This is a genomic window from Paenibacillus sp. FSL R7-0313, assembly GCF_037969885.1.
GTDB lineage: Bacteria > Bacillota > Bacilli > Paenibacillales > Paenibacillaceae > Paenibacillus.
This window is the reverse complement of sequence record NZ_CP150219.1, coordinates 5922114-5946213: the sequence shown is the minus strand read 5'-3', so window position 1 is coordinate 5946213 and position 24100 is coordinate 5922114. Positions and strand designations below refer to the sequence as shown.

At 46.6% G+C, this 24100-nt stretch carries 24 protein-coding genes; 12 read left to right on the top strand and 12 right to left on the bottom strand.

Going from position 1 to position 24100, the window contains the following annotated elements:
- Nucleotides 1-53: 53 nt before the first annotated feature.
- Entirely contained in the window at nucleotides 54-461 is a 408-nt protein-coding gene (locus tag NSQ38_RS25820) for a hypothetical protein (protein WP_338593542.1), read from the bottom strand.
- Nucleotides 462-850: 389 nt separating this feature from the next.
- On the opposite strand from NSQ38_RS25820, the gene NSQ38_RS25815 reads away from it, so the two are divergent.
- From NSQ38_RS25815 to NSQ38_RS25775, 9 genes are all read left to right on the top strand, one after another.
- Nucleotides 851-1411: a MarR family transcriptional regulator gene (locus NSQ38_RS25815; RefSeq protein WP_315936485.1), complete on the top strand. Its 561-nt coding sequence runs from the start codon at nucleotides 851-853 to the stop codon at nucleotides 1409-1411.
- Between the two features lie 59 nt (nucleotides 1412-1470).
- On the top strand, nucleotides 1471-2919 hold the full coding sequence (locus tag NSQ38_RS25810) for an aryl-sulfate sulfotransferase (RefSeq protein WP_339784755.1): 1449 nt from the start codon (nucleotides 1471-1473) through the stop codon (nucleotides 2917-2919).
- Nucleotides 2920-2958: 39 nt separating this feature from the next.
- Nucleotides 2959-3987 carry an ABC transporter substrate-binding protein gene (locus tag NSQ38_RS25805; protein ID WP_339784753.1) on the top strand — a complete coding sequence of 343 codons (1029 nt, stop codon included), beginning with the start codon at nucleotides 2959-2961 and terminating at the stop codon, nucleotides 3985-3987.
- A gap of 27 nt (nucleotides 3988-4014) precedes the next feature.
- Nucleotides 4015-4791, top strand: a complete 777-nt coding sequence (locus NSQ38_RS25800; RefSeq protein ID WP_074094443.1) for an ABC transporter ATP-binding protein — start codon at nucleotides 4015-4017, stop codon at nucleotides 4789-4791.
- A gap of 17 nt (nucleotides 4792-4808) precedes the next feature.
- On the top strand, nucleotides 4809-5582 hold the full coding sequence (locus NSQ38_RS25795; RefSeq protein ID WP_339784752.1) for an ABC transporter permease: 774 nt from the start codon (nucleotides 4809-4811) through the stop codon (nucleotides 5580-5582).
- A gap of 228 nt (nucleotides 5583-5810) precedes the next feature.
- The gene (locus NSQ38_RS25790) at nucleotides 5811-6620 is read left to right on the top strand and encodes a DUF92 domain-containing protein (protein ID WP_264929651.1); all 810 of its coding nucleotides are present in this window, start codon (nucleotides 5811-5813) and stop codon (nucleotides 6618-6620) included.
- Nucleotides 6621-6633: 13 nt separating this feature from the next.
- Nucleotides 6634-7212: a TetR/AcrR family transcriptional regulator gene (locus NSQ38_RS25785; RefSeq protein WP_017689402.1), complete on the top strand. Its 579-nt coding sequence runs from the start codon at nucleotides 6634-6636 to the stop codon at nucleotides 7210-7212.
- Nucleotides 7213-7273: 61 nt separating this feature from the next.
- A complete protein-coding gene (locus NSQ38_RS25780) occupies nucleotides 7274-9205 on the top strand; it encodes an ABC-F family ATP-binding cassette domain-containing protein (RefSeq protein ID WP_339309083.1) in 1932 nt (643 codons plus the stop codon).
- A 162-nt stretch (nucleotides 9206-9367) separates the two neighbouring features.
- The gene (locus NSQ38_RS25775) at nucleotides 9368-10306 is read left to right on the top strand and encodes a hypothetical protein (RefSeq protein WP_339784751.1); all 939 of its coding nucleotides are present in this window, start codon (nucleotides 9368-9370) and stop codon (nucleotides 10304-10306) included.
- A 123-nt stretch (nucleotides 10307-10429) separates the two neighbouring features.
- Here NSQ38_RS25775 and NSQ38_RS25770 read toward each other — a convergent pair whose 3' ends face one another.
- The 5 genes from NSQ38_RS25770 to NSQ38_RS25750 all read right to left on the bottom strand — a co-directional run bounded on the left by NSQ38_RS25770 (nucleotide 10430) and on the right by NSQ38_RS25750 (nucleotide 14522).
- On the bottom strand, nucleotides 10430-11470 hold the full coding sequence (locus NSQ38_RS25770; RefSeq protein ID WP_338593568.1) for a M42 family metallopeptidase: 1041 nt from the start codon (nucleotides 11468-11470) through the stop codon (nucleotides 10430-10432).
- A 113-nt stretch (nucleotides 11471-11583) separates the two neighbouring features.
- Nucleotides 11584-11964: a lipopolysaccharide assembly protein LapA domain-containing protein gene (locus NSQ38_RS25765; protein WP_047842377.1), complete on the bottom strand. Its 381-nt coding sequence runs from the start codon at nucleotides 11962-11964 to the stop codon at nucleotides 11584-11586.
- Between the two features lie 131 nt (nucleotides 11965-12095).
- Complete coding sequence (gene pepF / locus NSQ38_RS25760) at nucleotides 12096-13886, bottom strand: oligoendopeptidase F (protein ID WP_036609671.1); 1791 nt, start codon at nucleotides 13884-13886, stop codon at nucleotides 12096-12098.
- Between the two features lie 213 nt (nucleotides 13887-14099).
- Complete coding sequence (locus NSQ38_RS25755) at nucleotides 14100-14285, bottom strand: hypothetical protein (protein ID WP_339784749.1); 186 nt, start codon at nucleotides 14283-14285, stop codon at nucleotides 14100-14102.
- A 3-nt stretch (nucleotides 14286-14288) separates the two neighbouring features.
- The gene (locus NSQ38_RS25750; RefSeq protein WP_017689395.1) at nucleotides 14289-14522 is read right to left on the bottom strand and encodes a hypothetical protein; all 234 of its coding nucleotides are present in this window, start codon (nucleotides 14520-14522) and stop codon (nucleotides 14289-14291) included.
- A 162-nt stretch (nucleotides 14523-14684) separates the two neighbouring features.
- Here NSQ38_RS25750 and NSQ38_RS25745 point away from each other — a divergent pair, with 162 nt between their 5' ends.
- On the top strand, nucleotides 14685-14882 hold the full coding sequence (locus NSQ38_RS25745; RefSeq protein ID WP_017689394.1) for a cold shock domain-containing protein: 198 nt from the start codon (nucleotides 14685-14687) through the stop codon (nucleotides 14880-14882).
- A 155-nt stretch (nucleotides 14883-15037) separates the two neighbouring features.
- Here the strand turns inward: NSQ38_RS25745 and NSQ38_RS25740 are convergent, their stop codons facing one another.
- Together NSQ38_RS25740 and NSQ38_RS25735 are read right to left on the bottom strand one after the other, a co-directional pair.
- Nucleotides 15038-16210 carry an MFS transporter gene (locus tag NSQ38_RS25740; protein ID WP_339784747.1) on the bottom strand — a complete coding sequence of 391 codons (1173 nt, stop codon included), beginning with the start codon at nucleotides 16208-16210 and terminating at the stop codon, nucleotides 15038-15040.
- A 40-nt stretch (nucleotides 16211-16250) separates the two neighbouring features.
- Nucleotides 16251-17591: a multi antimicrobial extrusion protein MatE gene (locus NSQ38_RS25735; RefSeq protein WP_339784745.1), complete on the bottom strand. Its 1341-nt coding sequence runs from the start codon at nucleotides 17589-17591 to the stop codon at nucleotides 16251-16253.
- 179 nt (nucleotides 17592-17770) lie between these two features.
- Between NSQ38_RS25735 and NSQ38_RS25730 the strand changes: the two genes are divergently transcribed.
- Entirely contained in the window at nucleotides 17771-18850 is a 1080-nt protein-coding gene (locus NSQ38_RS25730; protein ID WP_339784744.1) for a tetraprenyl-beta-curcumene synthase family protein, read from the top strand.
- 53 nt (nucleotides 18851-18903) lie between these two features.
- The gene (gene pfkA, locus NSQ38_RS25725; protein ID WP_253433325.1) at nucleotides 18904-19875 is read left to right on the top strand and encodes a 6-phosphofructokinase; all 972 of its coding nucleotides are present in this window, start codon (nucleotides 18904-18906) and stop codon (nucleotides 19873-19875) included.
- An 83-nt stretch (nucleotides 19876-19958) separates the two neighbouring features.
- Here pfkA and NSQ38_RS25720 read toward each other — a convergent pair whose 3' ends face one another.
- From NSQ38_RS25720 to NSQ38_RS25705, 4 genes are all read right to left on the bottom strand, one after another.
- Nucleotides 19959-21311 carry an MATE family efflux transporter gene (locus tag NSQ38_RS25720; protein ID WP_338594893.1) on the bottom strand — a complete coding sequence of 451 codons (1353 nt, stop codon included), beginning with the start codon at nucleotides 21309-21311 and terminating at the stop codon, nucleotides 19959-19961.
- 204 nt (nucleotides 21312-21515) lie between these two features.
- Entirely contained in the window at nucleotides 21516-22697 is a 1182-nt protein-coding gene (locus tag NSQ38_RS25715; protein ID WP_339784743.1) for a putative glycoside hydrolase, read from the bottom strand.
- Between the two features lie 163 nt (nucleotides 22698-22860).
- Nucleotides 22861-23049, bottom strand: a complete 189-nt coding sequence (locus NSQ38_RS25710; protein ID WP_029880762.1) for a hypothetical protein — start codon at nucleotides 23047-23049, stop codon at nucleotides 22861-22863.
- A gap of 174 nt (nucleotides 23050-23223) precedes the next feature.
- On the bottom strand, nucleotides 23224-24045 hold the full coding sequence (locus NSQ38_RS25705; protein WP_091017520.1) for a YitT family protein: 822 nt from the start codon (nucleotides 24043-24045) through the stop codon (nucleotides 23224-23226).
- Nucleotides 24046-24100 lie beyond the last annotated feature (55 nt).

Here is a 24100-nt window from a genome sequence, read left to right as displayed (position 1 = left end):
TGTGTTATCGTGGATATATATTTATATCTTCATCGAACGGATACGCTACTAATTTACGCCAAACTGTATGCTGTATTTGCGCTCTGTGTGACCAACTCTTCCAGTTCAGCTTGTTGTGCAGCATGTTGCTCTAAACTGATACTTCCACTTGCGAGCCGTTCATCCAACTGCTCTCTGAGCTGTCTTACTTGTATAGCAATCACTTCATCCAAATTCCCGTTGTTTTCTTCCGTAATCCTCCTCAGTGATTTCCCGTTGTACAGTTCCTGATACAGATCCGCTTCTGAAGGCTGATTGAGAGCGCTGAGCAGCTCGTCATTGCTTCCCTCACGAGTATCCAAGTCAACGATGGACCACTTAGCACTAGGTATGGGGGAGATGGCGGATTGGCCCCATGCTGTTCCGGCGAAGGACATGGTGACAATCATTGTGCCTATAATAATGACTCTTTTCATATTCATATGGATAATCCTCATTTCTGTAGTTGAGTACGAACTGAATCGTAACTTGTCGTTGATGTATTTGTAGATGTTTCGATCTGAGAATAGTGTAAACGGGAAACCTGAAGTGAAACTTAAAACAGGATAAGTAATTTCAACCCGGCAGAGAATGACTGTAAAAAGAAAAGACTACTAACACAATTCACACTTGACAGGTTGGGTTAGTTGGTTATATGATGATCTCAATTATTTTAATACTCATTAAATGAACAGTGAACTAATTTGAACTGAAAACTAAGTCGAGCTGATTGGACCACCAAAGGCTCCCGGGACTACTCCACTATGGAATGTCCACGGGGGCCTTTTTTCGTATCTTTATTGAAGCTTCAAACGATCAAGGAGGTTATGAAATGAGCGATAGAGACTGGGAAGCGTTGGAGCGGACGGATTGGTTATTTCGCAAAATGGTCAGACGATTTGTCAAAGAGCGGGATCGCATCTCTGTAGAAGGTATCAGCCTGCCAGGCATGCTTATCCTGCACAAGATCATTCGTGAGGGAGAACAGCGACTTGGGGATTTGGCAGAACAATTGGACTTTACATCGGGTGCCATTACAGCTCTGACCGATAAGTTGGAGAAAAAGGGACTCACCATCCGCAGACGAAAGGAAGACGATCGCCGGACGGTTTTACTGGACATCACATCCAGCGGGCGGGAGATGTATGCGAGAAACAGCAATATCGGTGCCCGATGTATCACGCTTCTGTTTGAGGGTTTTACGACGGAGGAACTGGAGCAGCAAAGTCAATTCTACGAGCGGGTAGTAGCGAATCTGGAGGGATTCTCGGACACGGTGCTGGAATTGGCGGAGAACAACGGGATACAAGAACAGGATCGGTCCTCCACAAGTGACCTTGAGCAGAAGCACCGGGACAATACCGGGAAGAAGAGTAACTATCTCAGTTATTGAGGTTGAGTCAAGGTAACAACATTTGATATACCACAAACATTCTAGGGGAGAGATGATCAATGGGACACTCAACAATATATCCAACTGGAGCCACGCTATTCAATCCGGATAAGGCTTGGGGCGGTTATACCGTCTATCAGGCAGGTGAAGAAGGCGTAGTATTGATCGATATGAATGGCAAGGAGGTTCACCTGTGGAAAGGATTGTTAGGGTTTCCGGCCAAAATATTACCTGGCGGCTACGTGCTGGGCAGCACGGGTCGCAGAGATCCGAAGTTCGGTATTCAGGATAATGTCGATCTGGTTCAGGTGGATTGGAACGGCAACATTGTATGGAAATACAATAGCTACGAACACATCGAAGATCCGGGGTATGAGCCATTATGGTATGCCCGCCAGCATCATGATTATCAGCGTGAGGGAAATCCGGTAGGTTATTATGCCCCTGGCCTTGCGCCAAAGACGAAGAGTGGCAAAACACTTATTCTGGCACACAAAAATGTGAGTAACCCGCAAATTTCAGATAAGCCATTGCTTGATGATGCCATTATCGAAGTGGATTGGGAGGGGAAGGTACTCTGGGAGTGGCTGCCTAACGAACACTTTGAAGAATTAGGTTTTGATGAAGCTGCTCGAAATGTTCTGTTCCGTGACCCGAATACACGCTCTTTCGGTCATCTGGGTGGTGGTGTTGGTGACTGGTTACATATTAATTCTGCTTCTTATGTTGGACCCAACCGTTTCTATGAAGAAGGAGACGAACGGTTCCACCCCGACAATATTATCTGGGATGCCAGAGAGGCCAATATTATTGCCATTACAGACAGACAGAGTGGAAAGATCGTGTGGAGATTAGGACCAGACTATACTTCAACTGAAGCGAAACACATTGGCACAATTATCGGACAGCATCATGCACATATCATTCCCCAAGGTCTACCGGGTGAAGGGAATTTGCTCGTATTTGACAATGGCGGCTGGGCAGGTTACGGCCTTCCAAATCCGGCTTCTCCATTTGGATTGAAACATGCGATTCGGGATCACTCCCGTGTACTGGAGATTAACCCGGTCACTTTGGAGATTGTCTGGCAGTATACATCGGCAGAAGCAGGTTTCTCGGTTCCGACGGATTCTTATAAATTTTATAGCCCATACATCAGTTCCGCCCAGCGTTTACCTAACGGTAACACCCTAATAACCGAGGGTTCCAATGGCAGATTGTTTGAAGTCACAGCGGAGCATGAGCTGGTCTGGGAGTATGTCTCCCCGTACACAGATGGGCGGAATACCAATATGGTCTATCGCTCATATCGAGTTCCTTATCAGTGGGTTCCACAGTTGGAGAAACCGCAGGAAGTTGCGATCGAAGCCATTGATGTCTCCAACTACAGGGTCCCGGGAGCAGCACCCAAAGGTTCTGCATCCATCGTGAGCGTAGAGACAACTCTTCCATTTGTGGAGGGTGCAGCCTGTGTGGCAACGTCGGATGAAGGCAAGTCAGGCGGTTAAGCGTCAAGAATCATGACTAGATCGAATGGGGTGTATATTGTGAGAAAACCATCCATAGTAACCGGCATATTGATATTATTTCTGGCTACGACACTCATATTATCCGGATGCAGTTCAAACGCAGCAGGATCTGGAGCAAAAGACGCTACCGGCAAGAATACCGATAATGTAAAAATTCGAATCGCAGATACAAGTACCAACCCAACGTTCAGGGTAGCTATTGCCAAAGGTTTTTTTGAAAACAGGGGCATTGATGCAGAGAGTATTACGTTTGGCTCACCGGCTGAAGGTGTAAATGCACTATTTATCAAACAGGTTGATATTGCTTACGGTGCGGACTTCCCTGTATTAAATGCTTTGTCTAAAGGGGAATATTCAGTCATCGCTTCTGCAGGTCAGACTACGGATGAAGCGGCAGCCGCCTGGAAGCTGTATGCAAGGGAGAATATTCAGAGTGGAGCGGATTTGAAGGGCAAGAAAGTGAGTTTCATTCGAGGCACATTTATTCCGTATCTATGGGATGAATATTTGAAAGATCAGGGGGTGGCGCTGAGTGATGTGACGCAAATTGGTCAGGGGGCTTTTGATGAAGCCTACATCGCATTGAAACAGGGAGACCTTGATGCCGCTTGGGTTATAGGTTCCGCGTTAACCGATAAATTCGATGCACTCGAAGGAGTACATCAGCTGACGGATATGTCTCAGACCCCTATACGTCTTGGTATGGGACTGGTATCAAGTAATGAATTCATCCAGGCAAATCCTGAAACGGTAAGTGATTTTCTTGGGGCGCTGGATGAAGCATCCACGTATGCCCAAGCGCATCCTGAAGAAGTTGCCGAACTGATGTATCAAGAGACCAAACAGCCTAAAGATGCCACGTTGAAAGACCTTCCGATCAATCCATGGGAAGTTGGATTTACGCAGGCTGCTTATGATAGTTTGGCAGGTCAGAAGCAATATATGGTGGACACCGGAATCATTGAACAGGATTTTGATCTCGACACCAAACTCAATCTGACTTCTCTCCAGCAGGCGTTGCCGGAAAAAGTGACATACAGTAAATAATTCTTATTGAAATGGGAGGTGTCCGTTATGTCCTTACCTGCAACTCAGCATACCATTCATATTGAACAGCTGCGGAAAACGTATCATGCCCCGACCAATGGGGATGTGCATTATATCATTAAGGATGTCGATCTGGTTATCAAGGGAGGAGAGTTCTTTGTCCTGCTTGGTCCCAGTGGGTGTGGGAAGTCAACGCTGCTGAACATGATCGCGGGGTTTATCTCCAAGTCGGGTGGACAGCTCAAGGTGGATAACAAGGAGATTGACAGACCAGGCAGGGATCGGGCAATGGTATTCCAGCAGGCGGATTCTTCTCTCTTTCCATGGCTAACCGTGAGGGAGAATGTTGAATTCGGACTTCGAATGTCCAAGGTGCCTAAGACGCAACGGCGTGAGATCTCCGATCGTTACATCCAGCTTGTGGGACTGAGTGCTCATGAGGGCAAATTTCCAAAAGAGCTATCAGGTGGCATGAAGCAGCGTGTTCAATTGGCCCGGGTACTTGCGAATGACTCGGCGATCTTGCTGATGGATGAGCCATTCGGTGCGCTGGACGCGATGACGAGACGGACCATGCAGAAGGAACTGGTGAATATTTGGAAAGAAACACATAAAACCGTTATCTTTGTCACACACGATATTCAGGAGGCGTTATTGCTTGGTGAGCGCATAGGCATTATGTCTGTAGGTCCGTCTTCGAATATCACGGATATTTACCACAACACTTTACCTTACCCGAGGAACATCGCCTCGTCTGAGTTCAACACCCTGTATGACCGAATTCAAGGCCACTTTGAAGAATAACTGAGGTGATATACAAGATGAAATGGTTGGAGAAAAAATGGGTGTCTATCCCGCTTCTATGGGTAACAGTCATCTTAATCTGGCAGCTTGGTGCCCTTATCTATGGGCCTGACGTAATCCCTGGTCCGTGGCACACGATCCTGGGAGCACGCGAATTGATTGCTGACGGTACACTGATGGAGTATATCGGAATCAGCTTCACTCGTGTACTGGCGGGATGGGTACTCGGAAGCATCATTGCTATTCCGGTAGGGTTGATTATTGGCAAAGTTCATCTCATCCGGCTGTTCGCCGAACCGTTCCTTAACTTTATACGTTTTATCCCGCCGATCGCCTTTATTACCTTATTCCTGGTGTGGTTCGGAATTGGTGAGCAATCCAAGATCGCGCTCATTATGTACGCAACCTTCTTCATTGTTGTATTGAATACACTGACAGGTGTACTCTCCGTTGAAGAAGACAAAATCCGGTCGGCCCGCAGTATGGGAGCCAATGAACGGCAGATTCTGCTGCATGTGATTGTTCCGGCGACAACCCCGTATATCTTCACGGGTGTGCGACTGGCGATGGGAACCTCGTATATGGCCATAATTGGTGCTGAGATGATTGCCTCGAATGAGGGAGTCGGTTACTTGATCTGGAATTCCAGACTCTTTTTCCGAACAGATTGGATCTTTGTCGGGCTGATTTCCCTGGGTTTTATGGGATTCCTGACGGATCGATTGTTCAACTGGTTTGGTCGCAGAGTACTCTACCGATATGGGGTCATTGGCGGAGCGAAGCGGGGCTAAATTAGGACATAGGAACATTGAATTCCAGACGTTACTTGAAAAGGGAAGTTATCTTGTTTTGACGTTTGATCGATAACCTGTTTTGGCACTTCTACACGAGGCCAATACAGGTTTTTTGTGTGCTGGCGTAAGGAGTTTCGGCATTGAGATCAAACCGTGGTATAATTGAATTTCAAAAATACAATAAACGTCATGCGGGCTGTACATACGCTGCATGCAGGAGACATTATGGATTGGATTATTGGCGCCGTATGCGCTTCTATGGTGGCAGGTGCTGCCTATGCGAAAAAGTCGCTAACCCTGTCTGGCTGCCTGGCAGCAATCATGATGGGAACGATATATTACGGAGCGGGGAACCTGTTCTGGTTTGGCACGTTATTGTTGTTTTTCATTACTTCAACGTTGCTCTCCAGGTTTCGTAAAGATCGGAAGCAGGAGCTGGAGAAATCCTATGCCAAGTCAGGAAATCGGGATGCGGGACAAGTGATGGCTAATGGTGGAATGGGCATGTTCCTATGCCTGGGATACTGGATATTTCCACATCCGGCATGGGTGTATGCTTTCATTGGTGTGATGGCTACCGTTACATCGGATACATGGGCAACCGAAATTGGGAGTCTCAGTCGAAAGCCGCCGCGCTCTGTTCTCACGTGGAAGGTACTTACTCCTGGTGCTTCAGGAGGGGTCTCACTTCTTGGCACCGTGGCTGCAGCCGTAGGCGGGGCTCTGATTGGTGCGGGAGCATTCTTGTTTTCCTGGATCGCCGGGATAGAAGGACTTAGTCTGTTTAGTTGGACTTTTGTCGGTCTTGTAGGCGGGTTGGCAGGGGCTTTTGCCGATTCCTATCTGGGCGCAACGGTGCAGATGATGTATCGTTGTACTGTGTGTGGCCGTGAAGTTGAGGTACATGAACATTGCGGGCATCCAACGGTTCGGGCTCGTGGCTGGGCATGGATGAGTAATGACCTGGTGAACGTGCTTAGCTCGGTAATCGGCGGATGTGTGGCGATTGGTTTAGGTAACATTTTGGCGTTGTAGGGGGGAGTACATTTTGAGCACGGTACAGGGAGACAAATCGGAGGCTATTTTGGATGCGGCCTATGGTATTTTTGGCTCGAAAGGTTTTTATGAGACCAAAATGTCTGATATTGCAGACGAAGCCGGCATCGCAAAAGGCACCATTTATTTATATTTCAAAAGCAAGGAACAATTATTTATCGCAGTATCCAAGCGGGACTGTAACAGCTTTATTAGCCGTCTTGAATATGCTTTGAACTCGCATGAGAACACAGGTGATAAACTTGGAGCAATAGCCAAGACCCACCTTACGTATTATTATGAGCGTCGCAATCATACCAAGCTCTTCTTTATGGCACCCAATAATGATCCGGATCTGATGAAATTCATGAAGGCATTCATGAATCAATACATGAGTATGGTGTGTGAGGTACTGGAGAGTGCAAGTGTACCTGAGCCTGTATTGCTCGCTGAAGCCTATATCGGAATTCTGGACCGGCTGAAGATGGATATCATGTTGAATCCGGAGTTCAATGAGGAACATCTGAACAAACGAATTGCTTTTGCAGCAGCGTTGTTTCTGGATGGATGCCGTTCTTTTTTACAAGTGTAAAGTGAGTGCACGGATGTACGTGATAATTGAATTTTAATTTACAGAGAAGTGGGTACGAGCAATGAACATAATGACGGTAGAGCAAATTGCAAAAAGTTATGGCGAAAAAATATTGTTCAAGGATGCTTCATTTGGTATGGCTGATCAGGACAAGATTGGTGTCGTTGGTGTAAATGGCACCGGGAAATCCACGTTTCTGCGTGTGATATCCGGTATGGAACCTGCAGACGCGGGACAGATCTCGATCGGTAATGACGTACGTATTCAGTTCCTGGCGCAAAATCCGGACTTCAATCCGGATAATACGGTACTGCAACAAGTATTCGAAGGTGACAGCATGGAAATGAAAACCGTGCGTGAATATACGGAAACGATGGAATTATTGGAACTGAATTCGTCCGATCCAGCATTGCAAGAGCGGTTATTACGTTTGAATCAGCAAATGGAGCAGCTTCAACTCTGGCAGATGGAGAGCGAAGCGAAGAGCATTTTGTCCAAACTGGGTATTCGTCAATTCGATGCACTGATGGGCACATTGTCTGGTGGACAACGCAAAAGGGTAGCACTCGCTGCTGCGCTGATTCACCCTTGCGAACTGCTCATTCTGGATGAGCCAACGAACCATATTGATAATGATTCGGTCGTATGGCTCGAGCAGTACTTGCAGAAGCGCCGCGGCGCACTGCTTATGATTACGCATGATCGGTATTTCTTGGATCGTGTAGCGAATGTCATGCTGGAATTGGATCATGGTCGTTTGTTCCGATATGAAGCCAACTATACACGTTTTCTTGAACTGAAGGCAGAACGTGAAGAACGGGAAGCCTCTTCCGAACAGAAACGTAAGAACCTGCTTCGGACAGAGCTTGCGTGGATTCGTCGCGGTGCCAAGGCACGGACGACAAAACAAAAAGCGAGAATTGATCGATTCGAACAACTCAAAGACCAACAAGGAGTCCAGCGCTCGGGTTCATTGGAAGTATCGGTTGGCTCCACGCGTCTGGGTAAAAAGATACTGGAGATTGAGCATCTTTCCAAATCCGTCGGTGGTCGCAAACTGATCGAAGATCTGAGTTATATTGCTGTACCTGGAGATCGGGTAGGGATTGTCGGACCGAATGGTAGTGGTAAGTCCACGTTGTTACAGATGATATCTGGCAAGCTGGAACCCGATGCAGGCGTGGTTGACGTCGGTCCTACGGTCAATTTGGGCTATTTCACACAGGAACATCAGGAGATGGATGAATCTCTTCGTGTGATTGAGTACATCAAGGAAGTGGCCGAGAATGTGAAAACAGCCGATGGCTCTCTGATTACAGCATCCCAAATGCTGGAGCGGTTCCTGTTTACTCCGGCATCCCAGTGGACGCCAATCTCGCGTCTGTCTGGTGGAGAGAAGCGTCGCCTGTATCTGCTGCGTGTGCTGATGGCTGCGCCGAATGTATTGCTGCTGGATGAGCCGACGAATGATCTGGACATCCAGACACTCGCTGTACTGGAAGACTACCTGGATGATTTCCCCGGTGTTGTCTTTGTCGTATCCCATGATCGCTATTTCCTTGATCGTACTGTGGATAAAGTGCTGTCTTTTGAGGGCAACGGTGCTGTACGTGTACACGTCGGCGACTACAGTGAGTATGCGGAATGGATGCTGAAAAATGCACCTGGAGCTAATCAAGAGAGTGATACAGGAGCAGCGAAGGTGAAGCAGTCATCTGAGAAAACGACGCCTGCAGTGTCAGCGGTCAAACCGAAGTTGAAATTCAGCTTTAAGGAGCAACGTGAATACGACCAGATCGATGAAAATATTGAGAAGGCTGAAGCCAATCTTGTCCGGATTAACAAAGAGATGGAAGAGTCATTTAGTGATTCTGCCCGTCTGCAGGAGTTGATGGCGGAGCAGGTTGAGGCTGAGCGTCATCTGGATGAATTGATGGAACGCTGGACCGTTCTGAATGAACTTGCAGAGCAGATTGAACAGAGCAAGTCTTGATTTATAACTAAACATCGCCCTTTTTTCCATAGTGACTTTATGTCGCATTGGAGGAAAGGGCGATTTTTTGTCTGCGAATTTGCGCTTTTATGTGAAACGTTCTGTATGTTCATTACGTTGTATAAGTAAAGAATTCCATAGAAGGGAGAGAACACCACACTTATGTATAAGGAAATTAATCAACAGTTGGCAGTGCTCAAGGAAAAGGGGAGAATTTACGAGAAATGGACCAAGCGTCTGGAGAAGCTTCAAACGGAGGAAAGTGAATGGGAAGCAAAGGTAAAGCGTCGTCTGGAGCATCTCCAGAAGGAACAGAAGGATGTTGATCGACTGAACAGTATGACATTGTCAGCATTTTTTTATCAACTGATTGGCAAGAAGACAGAACGGCTGGAGAAGGAAGAGCTGGAGCTCTTGGAGAGCAAGGCTGCATACGACACCGCTTGTCGCATGTTACAAGACGTACAGGAGCAACGAATTCATGTGGAGCAGGAGTTGGAGGGCGGGCGGCAGTATCAGTACTGGCAGAGCGACTACAACGCTCTGTGGGGGAAGAAGGAAGGTCGTCTGCTGGACCAGGATGGGGAATTGCAACACATGGCTGAGAATCGGGAACATCTGGCGAGTGAGCTTCAGGAACTGGATGAAGCTTTTCGGGAGGGGGAATATCTGCTATATGCCCTTGAACGTGCGGAGAAGGCTTTGTCTTCGGCAGGTAATTGGGGTGTGTATGACATGATGGGTGGTGGAGTCATCTCCACACATATCAAGCGGGGACGAATGGATGACGCTCAGGTCGCTATTATGGATGCAGGTAAGCGTCTACGACGTTTTCAGAAGGAATTGGAGGATGTAGAGATGGCCGTACACGCCGATCTGCATCTTGGAGGTCTGCTTTCATTCGCAGACTATTTCTTTGATAACCTTTTTGTGGACTGGATGGTTCAGGACAAAATTCGCAAAGCCGAACGTCAGGTGAAGGATGGACTGAGCGCGGTTCGGAAGACCATGCATGTGTTAAGAAATGAAATCCGTGACCATAAGGCAGAGTTAGAGATATTGGATCGTAAATATCATGCATATGTGGAACAGGCAGATTAAGAGATATGACAAAAAAGGACACTTCCGATAGCGCACCGATTTGCTGTGCTTGGAAGTGTCCTTTTTGATTAGACAAGACTTATGGATGTCACCATGATGATTTCGTAGAAAAATGATGCTTTTTTACTTGGTTGTAATGTAGGCAGCTAGCAATCGTGCCGTATTCAGGACAGCATCCTTATGCGTACGCTCCATGGAATGAGATGCGTGAACTCCTGGACCGATCAGCGCTGCTCGGATATTGTTTCCTCCGCGTAATGCTGCACTGCCATCTGAGCCATAGTGAGGATAAATGTCGACGACGTAATCCATGCCATCTTGTTTGGCCAGCTCAATGAGACGGCTAGTCATATCATAGTCATACGGGCCAGAAGAGTCCTTGGCACATATGGAAACGTCGGTTTCTTTACAACTGAGATCGTCACCCATCGCACCCATGTCTACAGCGATCATTTCACTGATTTCCGCAGGGATATACGATGCGCCATGTCCGACTTCTTCATAGTTGGAGATGAGCAGAGAGACGTTATGTAATGGTTTCCAGCCCTCGCGATGTGCAGACTCAAGGATGCCGAATAGCGCAGCCACGCTGGCTTTGTCGTCCAGATGACGTGATTTGATATAACCACTCGGAGTGATGACGGCGCGAGCATCGAAGGAGATAAAATCGCCCACAGAGATTCCGAGTTTCAACACATCCTCCTTGGAAGAGACGACTTCATCGATTCGAACTTCCATATGGCTCTCGGTCCGTTCAAAGGTGCGTGCATCTGGATAGACGTGTACAGACGGGTGAAGGGAGAGGATGGTGCCTGTGTATGTTTTTCCATCCCGAGTATGGATGGTACAATATTCGTTTTCGATACTTTGCATGGAAAATCCACCAACAGAGGTCAGTTTCAATGTGCCGTAAGATGTAATGGAGCGCACCATGGCCCCTAGCGTATCCACGTGGGCGCTCAAAGCAATTGTCTTGGACGAATCCTGCCCTGGCAATGTGAGCACTGCACCGCCCTTATTATTCAGCTCACAGGCGATGCCCAGTGATTCTGCTTCCTTGCGGATCATCTCGATAATATGATGGGTGTAACCACTTGGGCTTGGTGTATCCAGCAATTTTTTCAGAAAAGACAGAACGTATGATTCATCAATTGTAAAACTCATTGTGTAATTTCCTCCTCGGATCATGGGTATGGTGTGAAACAAAATACAGCCTGTCTGGGGGAGAGAATGTGATACTACCATTCCTGACTCGCCAGCAGGCTGTCTCTGATTGGTTACAGTGTTCCCGTAGGGTTTCCTTTGCGCTGACTCTGGATCGAATCATTCTCCAATAGGCTGTCGGATTCATTGGAGTCAAGCGAATCCATCGATTTAAAAGAATCCAACGTAGATTTGCTTGTCGCGGAACTTTCCAATTCAGATACACGCAATTTCAATTGTTTGTTCTCGCGTTGCAGTCTGTATTGGCGATAGATGCCATATGACCCTACAATAATTCCACCGATCAGGGTACAGCCTAGAATCAGCAAGATCAGCGGGATTTGTACCGTGTTAAATAACAGGTTGACTTGTACGGAATCCACATTAATGACCGCAAAGATTCCCGTGAGCAGTGCAAAAACAAGACCTGCTATGAGTGCCCATTGCATTTTCATGGTGTTGCCTCCTTGTTGAACAATTGAGAACTAGATATGCATTACCCATATTCGGGTATGTTGCATCTAGCAATGATGATAAAATCCCCTGCCCAACGGGCAAGGGATGCAGGTCACATGGAAAGACAACCTTATTTGGTTAATTGCTCCATCTGTTCAATCAATTCCTTGAACACACTCATGGCTTCACGAATTGGCTGTGGTGTAGACATATCCACACCTGCTTTTTTCAGAATGTTGATGGAGTAATCACTGCCACCGCTCTTCAGGAAGCCAAGATATCGGTCAACAGCCGGTTGGCCTTCTTCCAGAATTTGCTTGGAAAAGCTTGTTGCTGCGGAGAAGCCTGTAGCATATTTGTAAACGTAGAAGCTGTTATAGAAGTGTGGAATGCGAGCCCATTCCATTTCAATTTCTTTGTCGACAGCCATGCCTTCTCCGTGATATTTAACGTTCAGATCATAATAGATCTCGGATAACAATTGTGGTGTTAATGCGTCACCTTGTTCCGCACGTTCATGAATGATTTTCTCGAATTCAGCAAACATGGTCTGACGGAATACCGTTGTACGGAATTGGTCTGCATAATAGGTCAACAGATACAATTTTTCCTTTGGATCTGTTGATTTGTTAAGCAGATAATCCATAAGCAACGCTTCGTTGGTTGTGGATGCAACCTCAGCCAGGAAGATGGTGTACTGTGCATCACGATACGGAAGTGTTGTATCCGAGTAATGTGAATGCAGAGCGTGACCCATTTCATGTGCGAGTGTGAACATGCTGTTCAGGTTATCTTTGTGATTCAACAAGACATAAGGGTGAGTGCCGTAAGCGCCCCAGGCATATGCGCCTGAACGTTTATTTTCATTCTCATATATATCGATCCAGCGGTTATCATATCCAGTCTGCAATGCGTCAGCATAGTCCTTGCCGAGTGGTTTCAGACCATCTTTGACCGTTTGTTTCGCTTCCTCGTAGGTAATATCCATTTTGTATTCGTCTACGAGTGGAGCGAACAGATCGTACATGTGCAATTGATCCACACCCAGCAACTTTTTGCGCAGGTCCATATAACGATGCAATAACGGAAGGCTCTCGTGAATGGTGTCTACCAGATTGGTATACACATCCGTTGGGATGTTATCTCCATATAGGGACATTTCCATCACGGAAGGATACTTCCGAACATTAGCATAGAACATATTTTTGGTTACATTTGCATTCAGGGCAGCCGCAATTGTGTTCTTCTGTTTGGCATAGGTTTCGTATACCGCTTTGAAGGCACGTTCGCGAACTTCACGATTAGGATTCTCCAGGAACTGAATGTAGCTGCCGTGTGTCAGCTCGACTTCGTTACCATGTTCATCCTTGATCCTTGGAAACTTGAGGTCAGCGTTATTCAGCATGCTGAAGATTGTCTGTGGTGCTTGTGAAAGGTTGCCTACCTGTGCAAGCAAAGCCTCTTCAGCTTGGCTAAGAACGTGGGCTTTTTCGCGTTTCATCTCTTCCAATGTAAACGTGTAAGCAGAGAGTTTTTCGTTCGCAATAAATGCGTCCAACTGATCATCCGGCAGGGAAAGAATCTCCGGTGTGACAAAAGAAAGTGCTTCACCAACCCGTACGCCTAATTTCTGGGCTTTTTGGGACAGGTTTTGATATGTAGGATTCGCTGTGTCTTCATCTTGATGCATACGTGCGTACACAAAGAGGCGTTCTATTTTGAGGCTGATCTCATCTTCGAATTCGAAGCAAGATTTGAGTACATCAGGTTGATTCAGTTTGCCTTGGAATTCGGAGGCCTTCTTGGTCAAAGACGATACTTCTTCATATTCCTGATCCCAGGCTTTCTGATCGGCAAATAAATCTTCCAGTTTCCAGCTATGCTCAGCCGGCACCTCGGAACGTTTCAATAATTGACTCATGGAAATCCTCCTTTGATGATCTGATAAATGTATGGACGAAGCTGCCTTCGTCTCGCTTGCCTGTGCGGAGAGAGACGAAGGAATCAGACTAAGTACCAGGATAACAGATAGCGATTTCTGGTATTTCAACGGCCTTCCTCCTTACAATACGAATAATCTCGTATAGTATGACCTTAGGCACGATGAAATATTTGAGCATCTGGGTCCCCGTGATTAGATTCCCATGTTATACAGAAAATAAACGATCAGGAAAAAGGCGAAACAAATGAGCAGGGTAGCAATAAGCGCCATTCCCCGTCTCAATCGATCCGGGATGGAATTGCGTCCCAAAATAAGCACAATACCAAGAGAGAAGGCAAGGATAATAAAAATGACGACATTGCTTGAGTCAAGCTGCATGGGTTAGACCCCTTTGAAGGCAGCCATCAATTGACGCCATTCATCCTCACGGTTCTCAAAATCTGCTTTTGGAAAACGGCGTTCAGCCCAGTGCATTAATGCAGGACGGCTAAGGAACGTATGGCATTCTTCGCCCCACTCTTCCGAAATTTCTCGCAGTACGAGATATTTGCCTTGAACTTCTACGGTCATCATATTCCACTTGTCTGTTTTGTATATTTCATGTTTTTTTATCATAGGTAGTCTCCAAACTAACGGTTTTGGTAAAATGATACCGTACCCTACGATTCAAAGCAAATTTTTTCGACATTTATGGAAAGATAAATTGCAAAATGGAAGCCCATACAGTATAATAAGGGTATTCGCCATAGATGGCGATATTTTTAGGAGGTTTTTCATTTGAAAGGTACAGTTAAATGGTTTAACGCAGAAAAAGGCTATGGCTTTATTTCAGTTGAAGGCGGCGAGGACGTATTCGTACATTTCTCCGCAATCCAAGGAGATGGCTTCAAAACATTGGAAGAAGGTCAAGCGGTAGAATTCGAAATCACTGATGGAAACCGTGGTCCTCAAGCAGCTAACGTAAACAAACTGTAAGAATTTTTCCGGTCAACGGACTTCTTATATATGATAAATTTATAGCTGAATATTAAGAACCTAAGCACAGTCCCCCATGGGAGGCTGTGCTTTTTTTGATTCTGAGATTTCTCAGTGTAAATAACGGTTGAATACGATGTATGTTCCCTGTGTGTTCAGGAGACACGATTGGACATGCTGGACCATAACTTCAATCCGAAACCGATCAGTGCAGTCAGGGAGAAAGCCATAGCGGTGAGATAGAAGGTTTGTCTGCCTGCATGTTCCAGCAGCAGCCCGCCCAACGTTCCACTAAGCAGTCCCGAAGCACTGGACCAGACAATGGTGAACAAAGCCATACCCGTAGCTCTGTAACCGTCTGGAACCAGGCGAATGATATAGCGGACCGCCGTAACGTAGAAAATACCAAAGGTAACACTGTGCATCGTCTGAATCGCAACGACAGCTGCAGGTGTATCGGAGATGGACATGAGAAGCAAACGAACCGTATACATCAGTGCAGCAAAAGCAATGAGCGGCAGCTCTTTATAACGGTTTCCATACTTGCTGAGCAGTAGAAATATGGGGATTTCACTTACGGAAGAGATCAGCAAAGACCAGCCGATCAGCCCCTCGCTGGCACCCAGATCTTTTAGCGTGATGGTAAGAAATGCTTCGTTCATGCGATGTCCCATGGCAAGCAAAAACACACAGCCAAAAAAGGTGAGCACATCTCTGCGTTTCAAAATAGCCCATAACCCCGATAGATCCATTTTGCTACTGCTTCCCGAAGGTTGATCCTTCAATTGAAAACTGATCAATAGTGTAGTGGCAGCAAGACCAACACAGACCCAAATCGTCCATGCTGGACCAAAAGATCCAAGGAAATACCCGATACTTAATGCAAAGAAGGCATAACCGATCGATCCGAAGACTCGAATGGAAGTGAAATTTCGGCCGTACTTGCTGGCGGTTGTAATAGCCATCGTATCGGAGAGTGGATAGACCGGATAATAGAAAAAGTAAAACAGGGTTACGAGTACAAATACCTGACCGAAAGTTGTCGCATTGGCGAGCATGACTCCTGTGATCAATTGGCCTCCAAGCAGAATGATCATCACTTTGCGTACCGTTTGGTAGCGGTCGCTGGCCATACTCCAGAACATATTGGAGAACACGGAGATGAGTGGGCCGATCCCGTAGAGATAACCAATCTCAGCCCGACTGAAGCCCAGATGACTGAAGTAAAGCTGGAAGTAGGATACCACCAGAACGGTGGAACCAAAGATGGTGAACATGAGAGCCCGCAGCCAGTTCTGATCCGGGCGGGCGTTGTGACTTAATTTCATGATGGGAGACTCCAATCCTGATAACAATTCAATGATTTTATTACCCCTTCAGGGATGTTGATTTACGGGCTTTCGGCACGGACATCGTAGGTTCTTTCTGTGTGCGCCGGATGACAAGCCAGACAATGATAAGTTCGGCGAGCAGGCCAAGGGATTGGGCTACAGCGCCAATCATACCGTTCCACGCAGGGAAAATACTAACCAGTATAAGCAGCACAATTACCGTGCAGATGGCATTCGCCGTTTGCGAACGAAACATCGTTTTTGTCTGGCCGCGAAGCAGAATGAGGCCATTGCTGAAATCCAGAAAAGGGAAGATCAGCGGAAATAAGACAAACGCACGCAGTGTCCACAGACTTTGTTTCAACAGTTCACCCTGAACGCTCATGACATTTTCGAGTACCCAAGGTCCCAAGGGGGTATAGGCAATCGACACCATCATCGCAAACGGAATAAATCCGGTCACAAGTGCGAATTTTCGTACCAGTTTGGCGTCCACAAGGTAGAAATTCAGCACGATCTGATGGATGTATGTAAAGAAGCTTAGCATCAACTGCATCAGACTGCTTGCTATGGCAAAGGACGAAATGGCCAGTGCGATCCCTGTCGTTTTGCCCAGTACAATGTTAATAACCGGTCCTATGAACAGCGCTACAAAGCTGGATAACAGCAGCGGCTTATAAAAGCGAAATACGTCTCCCTTGCTCTCGACGGGATGATCCTCAAGCTTGGCTGGCATCTTGCGTTTGATGCTGTTTCCCTCCAGAAAGCTGACCAGCGCTTCAATCATCATGCCAGCAGCAAAAATGATAGCGCCTACACGTCCACTGTCAATGCTGTCTGTATATATGAAATAGAGGGATAGGCCGTACATGCCGGCTAAACGGAATACCATCCCGATGGTTAACCACTTGGTGCGGTTATTCGTAATGATGATCCCCTGATAAATGTTGCGGATCACTGAAAAGATACTCACATACATGAGAATTTCATATACGTCGATGACCTTGTTCAGCAGATCCGGACTTACACCAAACAAGTATTTGAACACCCCTGTACCAACGGGAGAGTATACGATGAGAAACCCAATGAGAAGCACACAGGCAAGAAATATTTTGGTCACAAACGTGAGGGCCTGAAAGGAAAGGCGATCGCGAACCAGTGCGGAACAGGTTTGCCGCAGCAGGGTGGAGGGACGTTCCGTGAGGGTTAACAAGCTACCGGCGATGGCATAGCTGGCAATAACCGTCTCGGGATGAGCAGAACGTGCTAATGTGCTGTTTATGATGACGTGAGAAATGGTGACGAGAGAGGCGGAAATGCCAAGTGGCACAAAAAAAGAAAATAACCGTCTCCACGAAAGTGATTCACTTGACGACATGTCAACGACTCCTTTAATGGATGAAATATGCCTAGTATATCACAAAGCTTTGGGCGCGGATGCGATTTTTTATGCGGAATATGCGGCAGATCATTTGTACAATTAAGGGGATCATATTATAATAGGAATGGTTAAAAATCGCTCTAATACGTATTCAACCAAGTGGAGGCACATTTATTTTGAGCCAATCAAATCGAAAACGTCATCAATATCCGCGTGGACCGCTGGCATTGATGAGAGGGGTGTACAAATACACCATTCCGGAAACACGGAAGGCACTGAATGGATGGCGAGTCCAAGCTGAGGCGATTCCGAATGAAGAATTGCGTACGCAAGCACTTGCCAGTCTGAAGGATAAACAGTTTCACTGTGAAGGCGGAACCGTCTACGCACTAGCTGATTTGCCCAACAGACACATTCTGATTCCGCTGATCGTTTCATATCAAACTATTAGTGATTATTTGGACAATCTGTGCGACCGCAGCACGTCGATGGACCCGGATGACTTTCGTCTTCTCCATCAATCTATGCTTGATGCGGTAGATCCCGAAGCAATTCCCGTCAATTATTATGCCCTCCGTGAGGAGCAGGATGACGGCGGATATCTGCGGAATCTGGTGACCACATGTCAGGAACTGACCCGTCAGTTACCAGGCTATACGTCCGCCAAGCCCCAAATTCAGGATCTGGCAGGCCTATACACGGACCTGCAGGTATATAAGCATATCAAGCCGGAACTGAGAGAAACGGCACTGCTCGAATGGTGGTCGGAGCATCGTCATCGTACACCTCAGTTTCGTTGGAACGAATTTGCTGCTGCAACTGGCTCTACACTGGGCGTTTTCATGCTGTTTCTGGCTGCGAGTGACGATCAGTTGACTGAAGAGCAAGCGGCCTCGATCCACACGGCCTATTTCCCACATGTATGCGCATTGCACATTATGCTCGATTATTTAATTGATCAGGATGAGGACCGCATCGGGGGAGATCTCAACTTCTGCAACTATTATGAGAATGTAGAGACAATGCTGGACCGAATTGCTTTTATTGTGGAGATGGCACGCAGCGATGTGCAGAAGATTCCGGGAAGCTCCTTTCACCGGATGATCATCGAAGGACTGATTGCCATTTACCTGTCTGATCCCAAAGTCAGCGAACAACAGGAAGTTCGCGTCGTATCCAAACGTCTGCTGAAAAATAGCCCGATCACAAGAATATTTTTCTTCATTTTCAGTCGCTGGATACGGAGAAATATGTAAGTCAGGTGTGATATTGCGGAGCCTGAAGTGAAACTAGAGGAGGAAGAAACATCATGACAGCAGTAAAGAAAATCGCAGTATTAACGAGCGGTGGTGATTCACAGGGGATGAACGCGGCTGTTCGTGCGGTTGTTCGCAGCGGACTGTTTCACGGTCTCGAAGTATATGGAGTTCAACGTGGATACCAGGGTCTTTTGAATAATGACATTTTCCCAATGGATTTGCGGAGTGTAGGGGATATCATCCAACGTGGGGGAACGGTTCTTCAATCGGCACGTTGCAAGGAGTTCTATACCGCTGAAGGTCAGCAAAAAGGTGCGGACATTCTGCGTGCGCGTGGCATTGACGGTCTGGTTGTTATCGGTGGGGATGGTTCTTACAACGGAGCAAACAAACTGAGCAAGCTGGGCATTAACACCATGGGTCTGCCGGGAACGATTGATAACGATATTTCATTCACCGACTATACCATCGGATTTGATACAGCTGTAAGCATAGTGGTTGACGCAGTAAACAAATTGCGTGATACGATGTCTTCACACGAACGTTCTTCCATCGTGGAAGTTATGGGTCGTCACTGTGGGGATATCGCTCTGCATGCCGGACTTGCTTCGGGTGCTGAAACGATTCTTGTCCCAGAAGTTCCATTTGACATGGACGAAGTAGCAGATCGGATGAAAGCTAACTTTGCACATGGTAAACGTCATAGTATTATCATTGTTGCAGAAGGCGTAGGCAAGGGTGAGGATGTAGCAAAAGAACTGATGGAACGTTGCCCAACGTATGAGCCACGTGTAACCGTTCTGGGTCACATCCAGCGTGGGGGTACGCCAACACCTTTCGACCGTAACCTGGCAAGCCGTCTTGGCGACTTCGCTGTTCGCAGTCTGATTGCAGGCGAGACAGACAAAGGTTGTGGCATTATCAAGGGTGAACTTACCCTGACGGATATTGATAAAGTGGTTAACACAAAAAAAGATTTCGATATGGAGACTTACGAGCTTGCACAACGTTTGTCCCAATAATTCGATTCATAAGCAAAGAGCACAATCCCGCTTTAACGTGGATTGTGCTCTTTTTGTTGTTTCACGGAGTGAGTATATCGATGTTACGCCTTGCGGAGTGCGGCTTGTTTTTGTACCAGGAAGAGTCGCCAGAGAAGCGCTGTTGCTCCTACAGCAAGGCCGGCAATGAGGCCGATCCAGTATCCGAAGGCACCGAGTGAAGTATACGTAGCAGTTAGATAACCTACAGGCAAGCCAATGATCCAATATGCTACGAACGTGATGATCAGTGCCGGATTAACATCTTTGTAGCCACGTAATGCTCCTTGAGTCGGTGTAGCAATCGCATCCGAGATCTGAAAGAAAATGGCGTAGATGAGGAAATGCTGCGTAAGTGCAATGACCTCTCGATCGTTTGAATACACACCTGCAATCTGTTCGCCGAACACAATCAATACGATCGCTGTCAGCAGTGAGAGGCCGATGGCTCCACCAATGCCAAGCAGACTGTATTGTTTGGCATCTCTCAGACGTCCCGCACCTGCCTCATAGCCCACAAGGATCGTAAGAGCCATACATATGCTCACAGGCAGCATGTAGAGCGTAGAAGCGAAATTCAGCGCCGCCTGGTGGGCAGCAATTGTTGTGGTATCGAAACGGCTCATCATTAAAGTCACAGCAGCGAAGATGGACGTTTCGAAAAAAGTCGCAAATCCGATGGGCACTCCAATCTTAAGTAACTCTTTCCATTTGGACAAGGATACACGGGTCCATTGACGGAAAATGCCATACTGGGCGAAAGGTTCGACCCGATGGACAAAAAAGAGACTAATAAGAAAGATCAGCCAGTATGTACATGCTGTAGCAACACCAGCACCAACACCGCCCAATTGTGGAAAGCCCCAGCGGCCGAATATCAGCAGATAATTTAGAAAAATGTTAACGGGCAGGGAAATCAACGTAATGAACATCGTAGTCCGTGTCTGGCCAAGTGCATCCATGAAGCTGCGCAGCACCGTATATCCGAAGAGCGGGATAATGCCAAAAGCAAGTGCGCACAAAAAATAGAAGGCAACTTGGGCAACTCGGGGTTCCAGAGGCATTCCGTTCAGTATAGGGCCAAGTAACAACGCCCCGGCTCCGATCACGACGAGACTGACAGCAATCCCGAGATACAACGCCTGTATGACGTTATACCCGATCTGATCATTACGTTTGGAACCCAGCAGATGGGAAACAACAGGCGTTATGCCAATTAGAATCCCGCTTAGTCCAGTTTGAACTGGCATCCATAGACTTGTACCAATCGCGACGCCTGCAAGGTCGGCCGGAGAAAACTTGCCTGACATATTCGTGTCGAAGAACGACATGGCAGAGAGGGCGATTTGAGTGGTGAAGATGGGCAAAAATATAATCAGGAATTGCTTCACTTTTTGGGAAAAACTTGTTGTGTTCATGTTCACTGGCAGTGCCTCGCTATTCTTAATAGATGTCATCCAAGTGTCATATATGGACAGCTACTTATTGTAGAGGATTTTGTTCAATTTGAATAGGGACAGAAGCAGAGGAGGGGTGTGCAGAGAAAAATGAACACCAAAAAACCTCGCTCCGCCTGAAGCAGAACGAGGTTGGATGAAATGAGAAGTATGAAAGAGTGCGGATTACTTATATTGTACACCTGATGTATAACGGTTGGACGCATTCCAGAGCAGATATTCATGCACATCCATGTCCTTCATCGCTCTAATCTGGTCTTCCACTTGTTTCTTGCCATACTTGACATAATGCCCACTGCCCAGCCAGCTTGCTGTGAAGTCCTGAATCCATGGACGAATGACGGGTTTGAGTTCTTTGGTAGGGTCCAATTTCTTGTGTGTATCTTCCATTGAACCCTTGATGGTTGTGTAAGGATCTTTGTCAGGGTCCTTGACCCCATACCAGCCAGTAGAATAGTGACTAGGGTATACCATCGGTGAGATCACGTCTACATTTTCGGATATCTTAACAAAATCCTGTCCAATGCCTTCAGCCGCAGGTACAGAAGCGGCATAACCGAAAATATCAACCGACACACGAACACCTAGCGGTGCCAGCTCCTTGCGTGCATATTGCACGAATTCAGCCACAACATCGACGCGTGACTTGTCGGATTTGGTATATTTCAGTACATCGGCTCGAGTTTCGAAACCTTCCGGGAAACGAACGTAGTCAAATTGAATCTCTTTGAATCCAAGCTTGGCTGCTTCCTTGGCAATCTCAATGTTATAGTCCCATACTTCCTTACTGTATGGATTCACAAAGCTGTCGCCTTTGCCATTCGCCCATACAGATCCATCCTTGTTTCGGAAGGAGAGCTCCGGATTTTTCTTGGCAAGAATCGTATCTTTGAATACAACGACACGTGCAATCGGGTAGACCTCATGTTTTTGCAATTTTTTCATCAAGGCATCGATATCCCGAATAAAAGGTTGGGATTTGCCAATTTTCTGAAGCGCTTTGTTTTCTGTGGGATAAGTTATGTATCCGAGATCGTCTTTGATATCAATGACCATGGCATTCAGTTCTGTGCTGTCTGTCAGGTCCAACAATTCTTTCATACGTGCGCCGCCTGCGCTGTAGGCCGTTACATAAATACCTTTGACCACAGGTGCATCAGGTTGAGGATCCATTTTGGCAGGTGGGTTATCGGCGTCAATAACAACCTGGTCTTTTTGAGATTGGATAATTGCGGTATTAAAACTGTTGGTTAACGATTGGAATTGAGGGTTTCCCTGGTCCGCCACTGCGGGGGCACCACCAAAGCTTCCAAAGGCCATAGCCAGTAAAGCCCAAAACATGTTCATTCATTTCCACTCCCTTATGTGTGCATTCCATGTATGAATTATACATTAAAGCCTCTGGGCTTTTAACCATATTAATCAAGTAATGAAACACATGGAAAAAATGAAAACCGCTTCCTGCTGAGGAAATCCCCTGCAAGAAGCGGCGTGATCAATCTGAAAAAAATTATTGAATGTAAATCTCATTTTGATGCTCACAAATACTGTACTGAATGATTTCCATTGCGTCTCCCTGTTCCAGGATGCCCAGCCCATCCCGGAGGACAATCAGTGAGTCGAGTTCATTCGGTTTCAAGAAAGGGAGCATTTCCGGGCACCATCTGTTGACAATCTCAAACAGTTTTACCGTTTCCATATCCACAATAATCACCCTTTCCTACTCGAATTCCAAAATGGTAAGTCATTCGGCGCGATTCGGGAAAGCACATGGCCTGTGAAATTGAAGGGTTGAACCTGCTATACAACATATTTAGGAGCCGTACACCGTTATTATACCACAATGTTGTGAATTGTTAACCGTACAGGTGTCTCAACTTCTGCGAAATGAACCCATAACACCAACCGTTTCCACAATGTTAACAAAAGCGTTTGGATCTGTATCCTTGATAATACGTTTAATTTCAACCAACTCGTAGCGGGTGGTAACGGTCATGAGCATGTCCTTCTCAATATCCGTGTATGCTCCCTGAGTCTTAATTTTGGTAACTCCACGAGGCCGAACAAGTAATTTTTTTAACATGGCTTCGGTTTCGTTGGTAATAATGTACAGTGTTACTTTGACGTGACTGATATGGATCAGGTCAAGCACTTTGCCTGTAATGTAGATGGATACCATGGAGGCCAAGGCTGTATTCCAATTGTCACTCAGGTATCCTGCAAGCATAATGATCGAACCGTTCATGCCGGCCATCACTGTACCAATCGGAAAGTCTCGTTTACGCGTGAAAATGGACCCAACAATGTCGAGTCCTCCTGTGGAGCCGCCAACTCGGAAGGAAACACCAGTACCCATTCCAATAAGCACACCGCCAAATACAGAACTAAGTAAAGGGTCTGTAGCCACAGCAAAAACAGGCAGAAGCGCAATGAACCAAGAAGTGGCTGCTACCGAAAGAATACTTAATGTAATGAAGCGTCGTCCAAGAATAAACCAACCTGCAATGAGCAGGGGAATGTTAAGAACAAAATACATTATACTAAGATTCAACGTTGTAAAATAACCCAGAAGCATTGAAATACCGGACACCCCGCCGCTTAAAAGCTGATGGGGGACCAAAAACCAGTTGAAGCCGCAGGCAATAGCTGCAGCACCCAAAATGATCACTAAAGAGTGCCAAATTATTTTGGGCAATTTAATCACCTCATTTATATTTAAAACCAGATTGCTGGTAATCTTGAATTGTTTT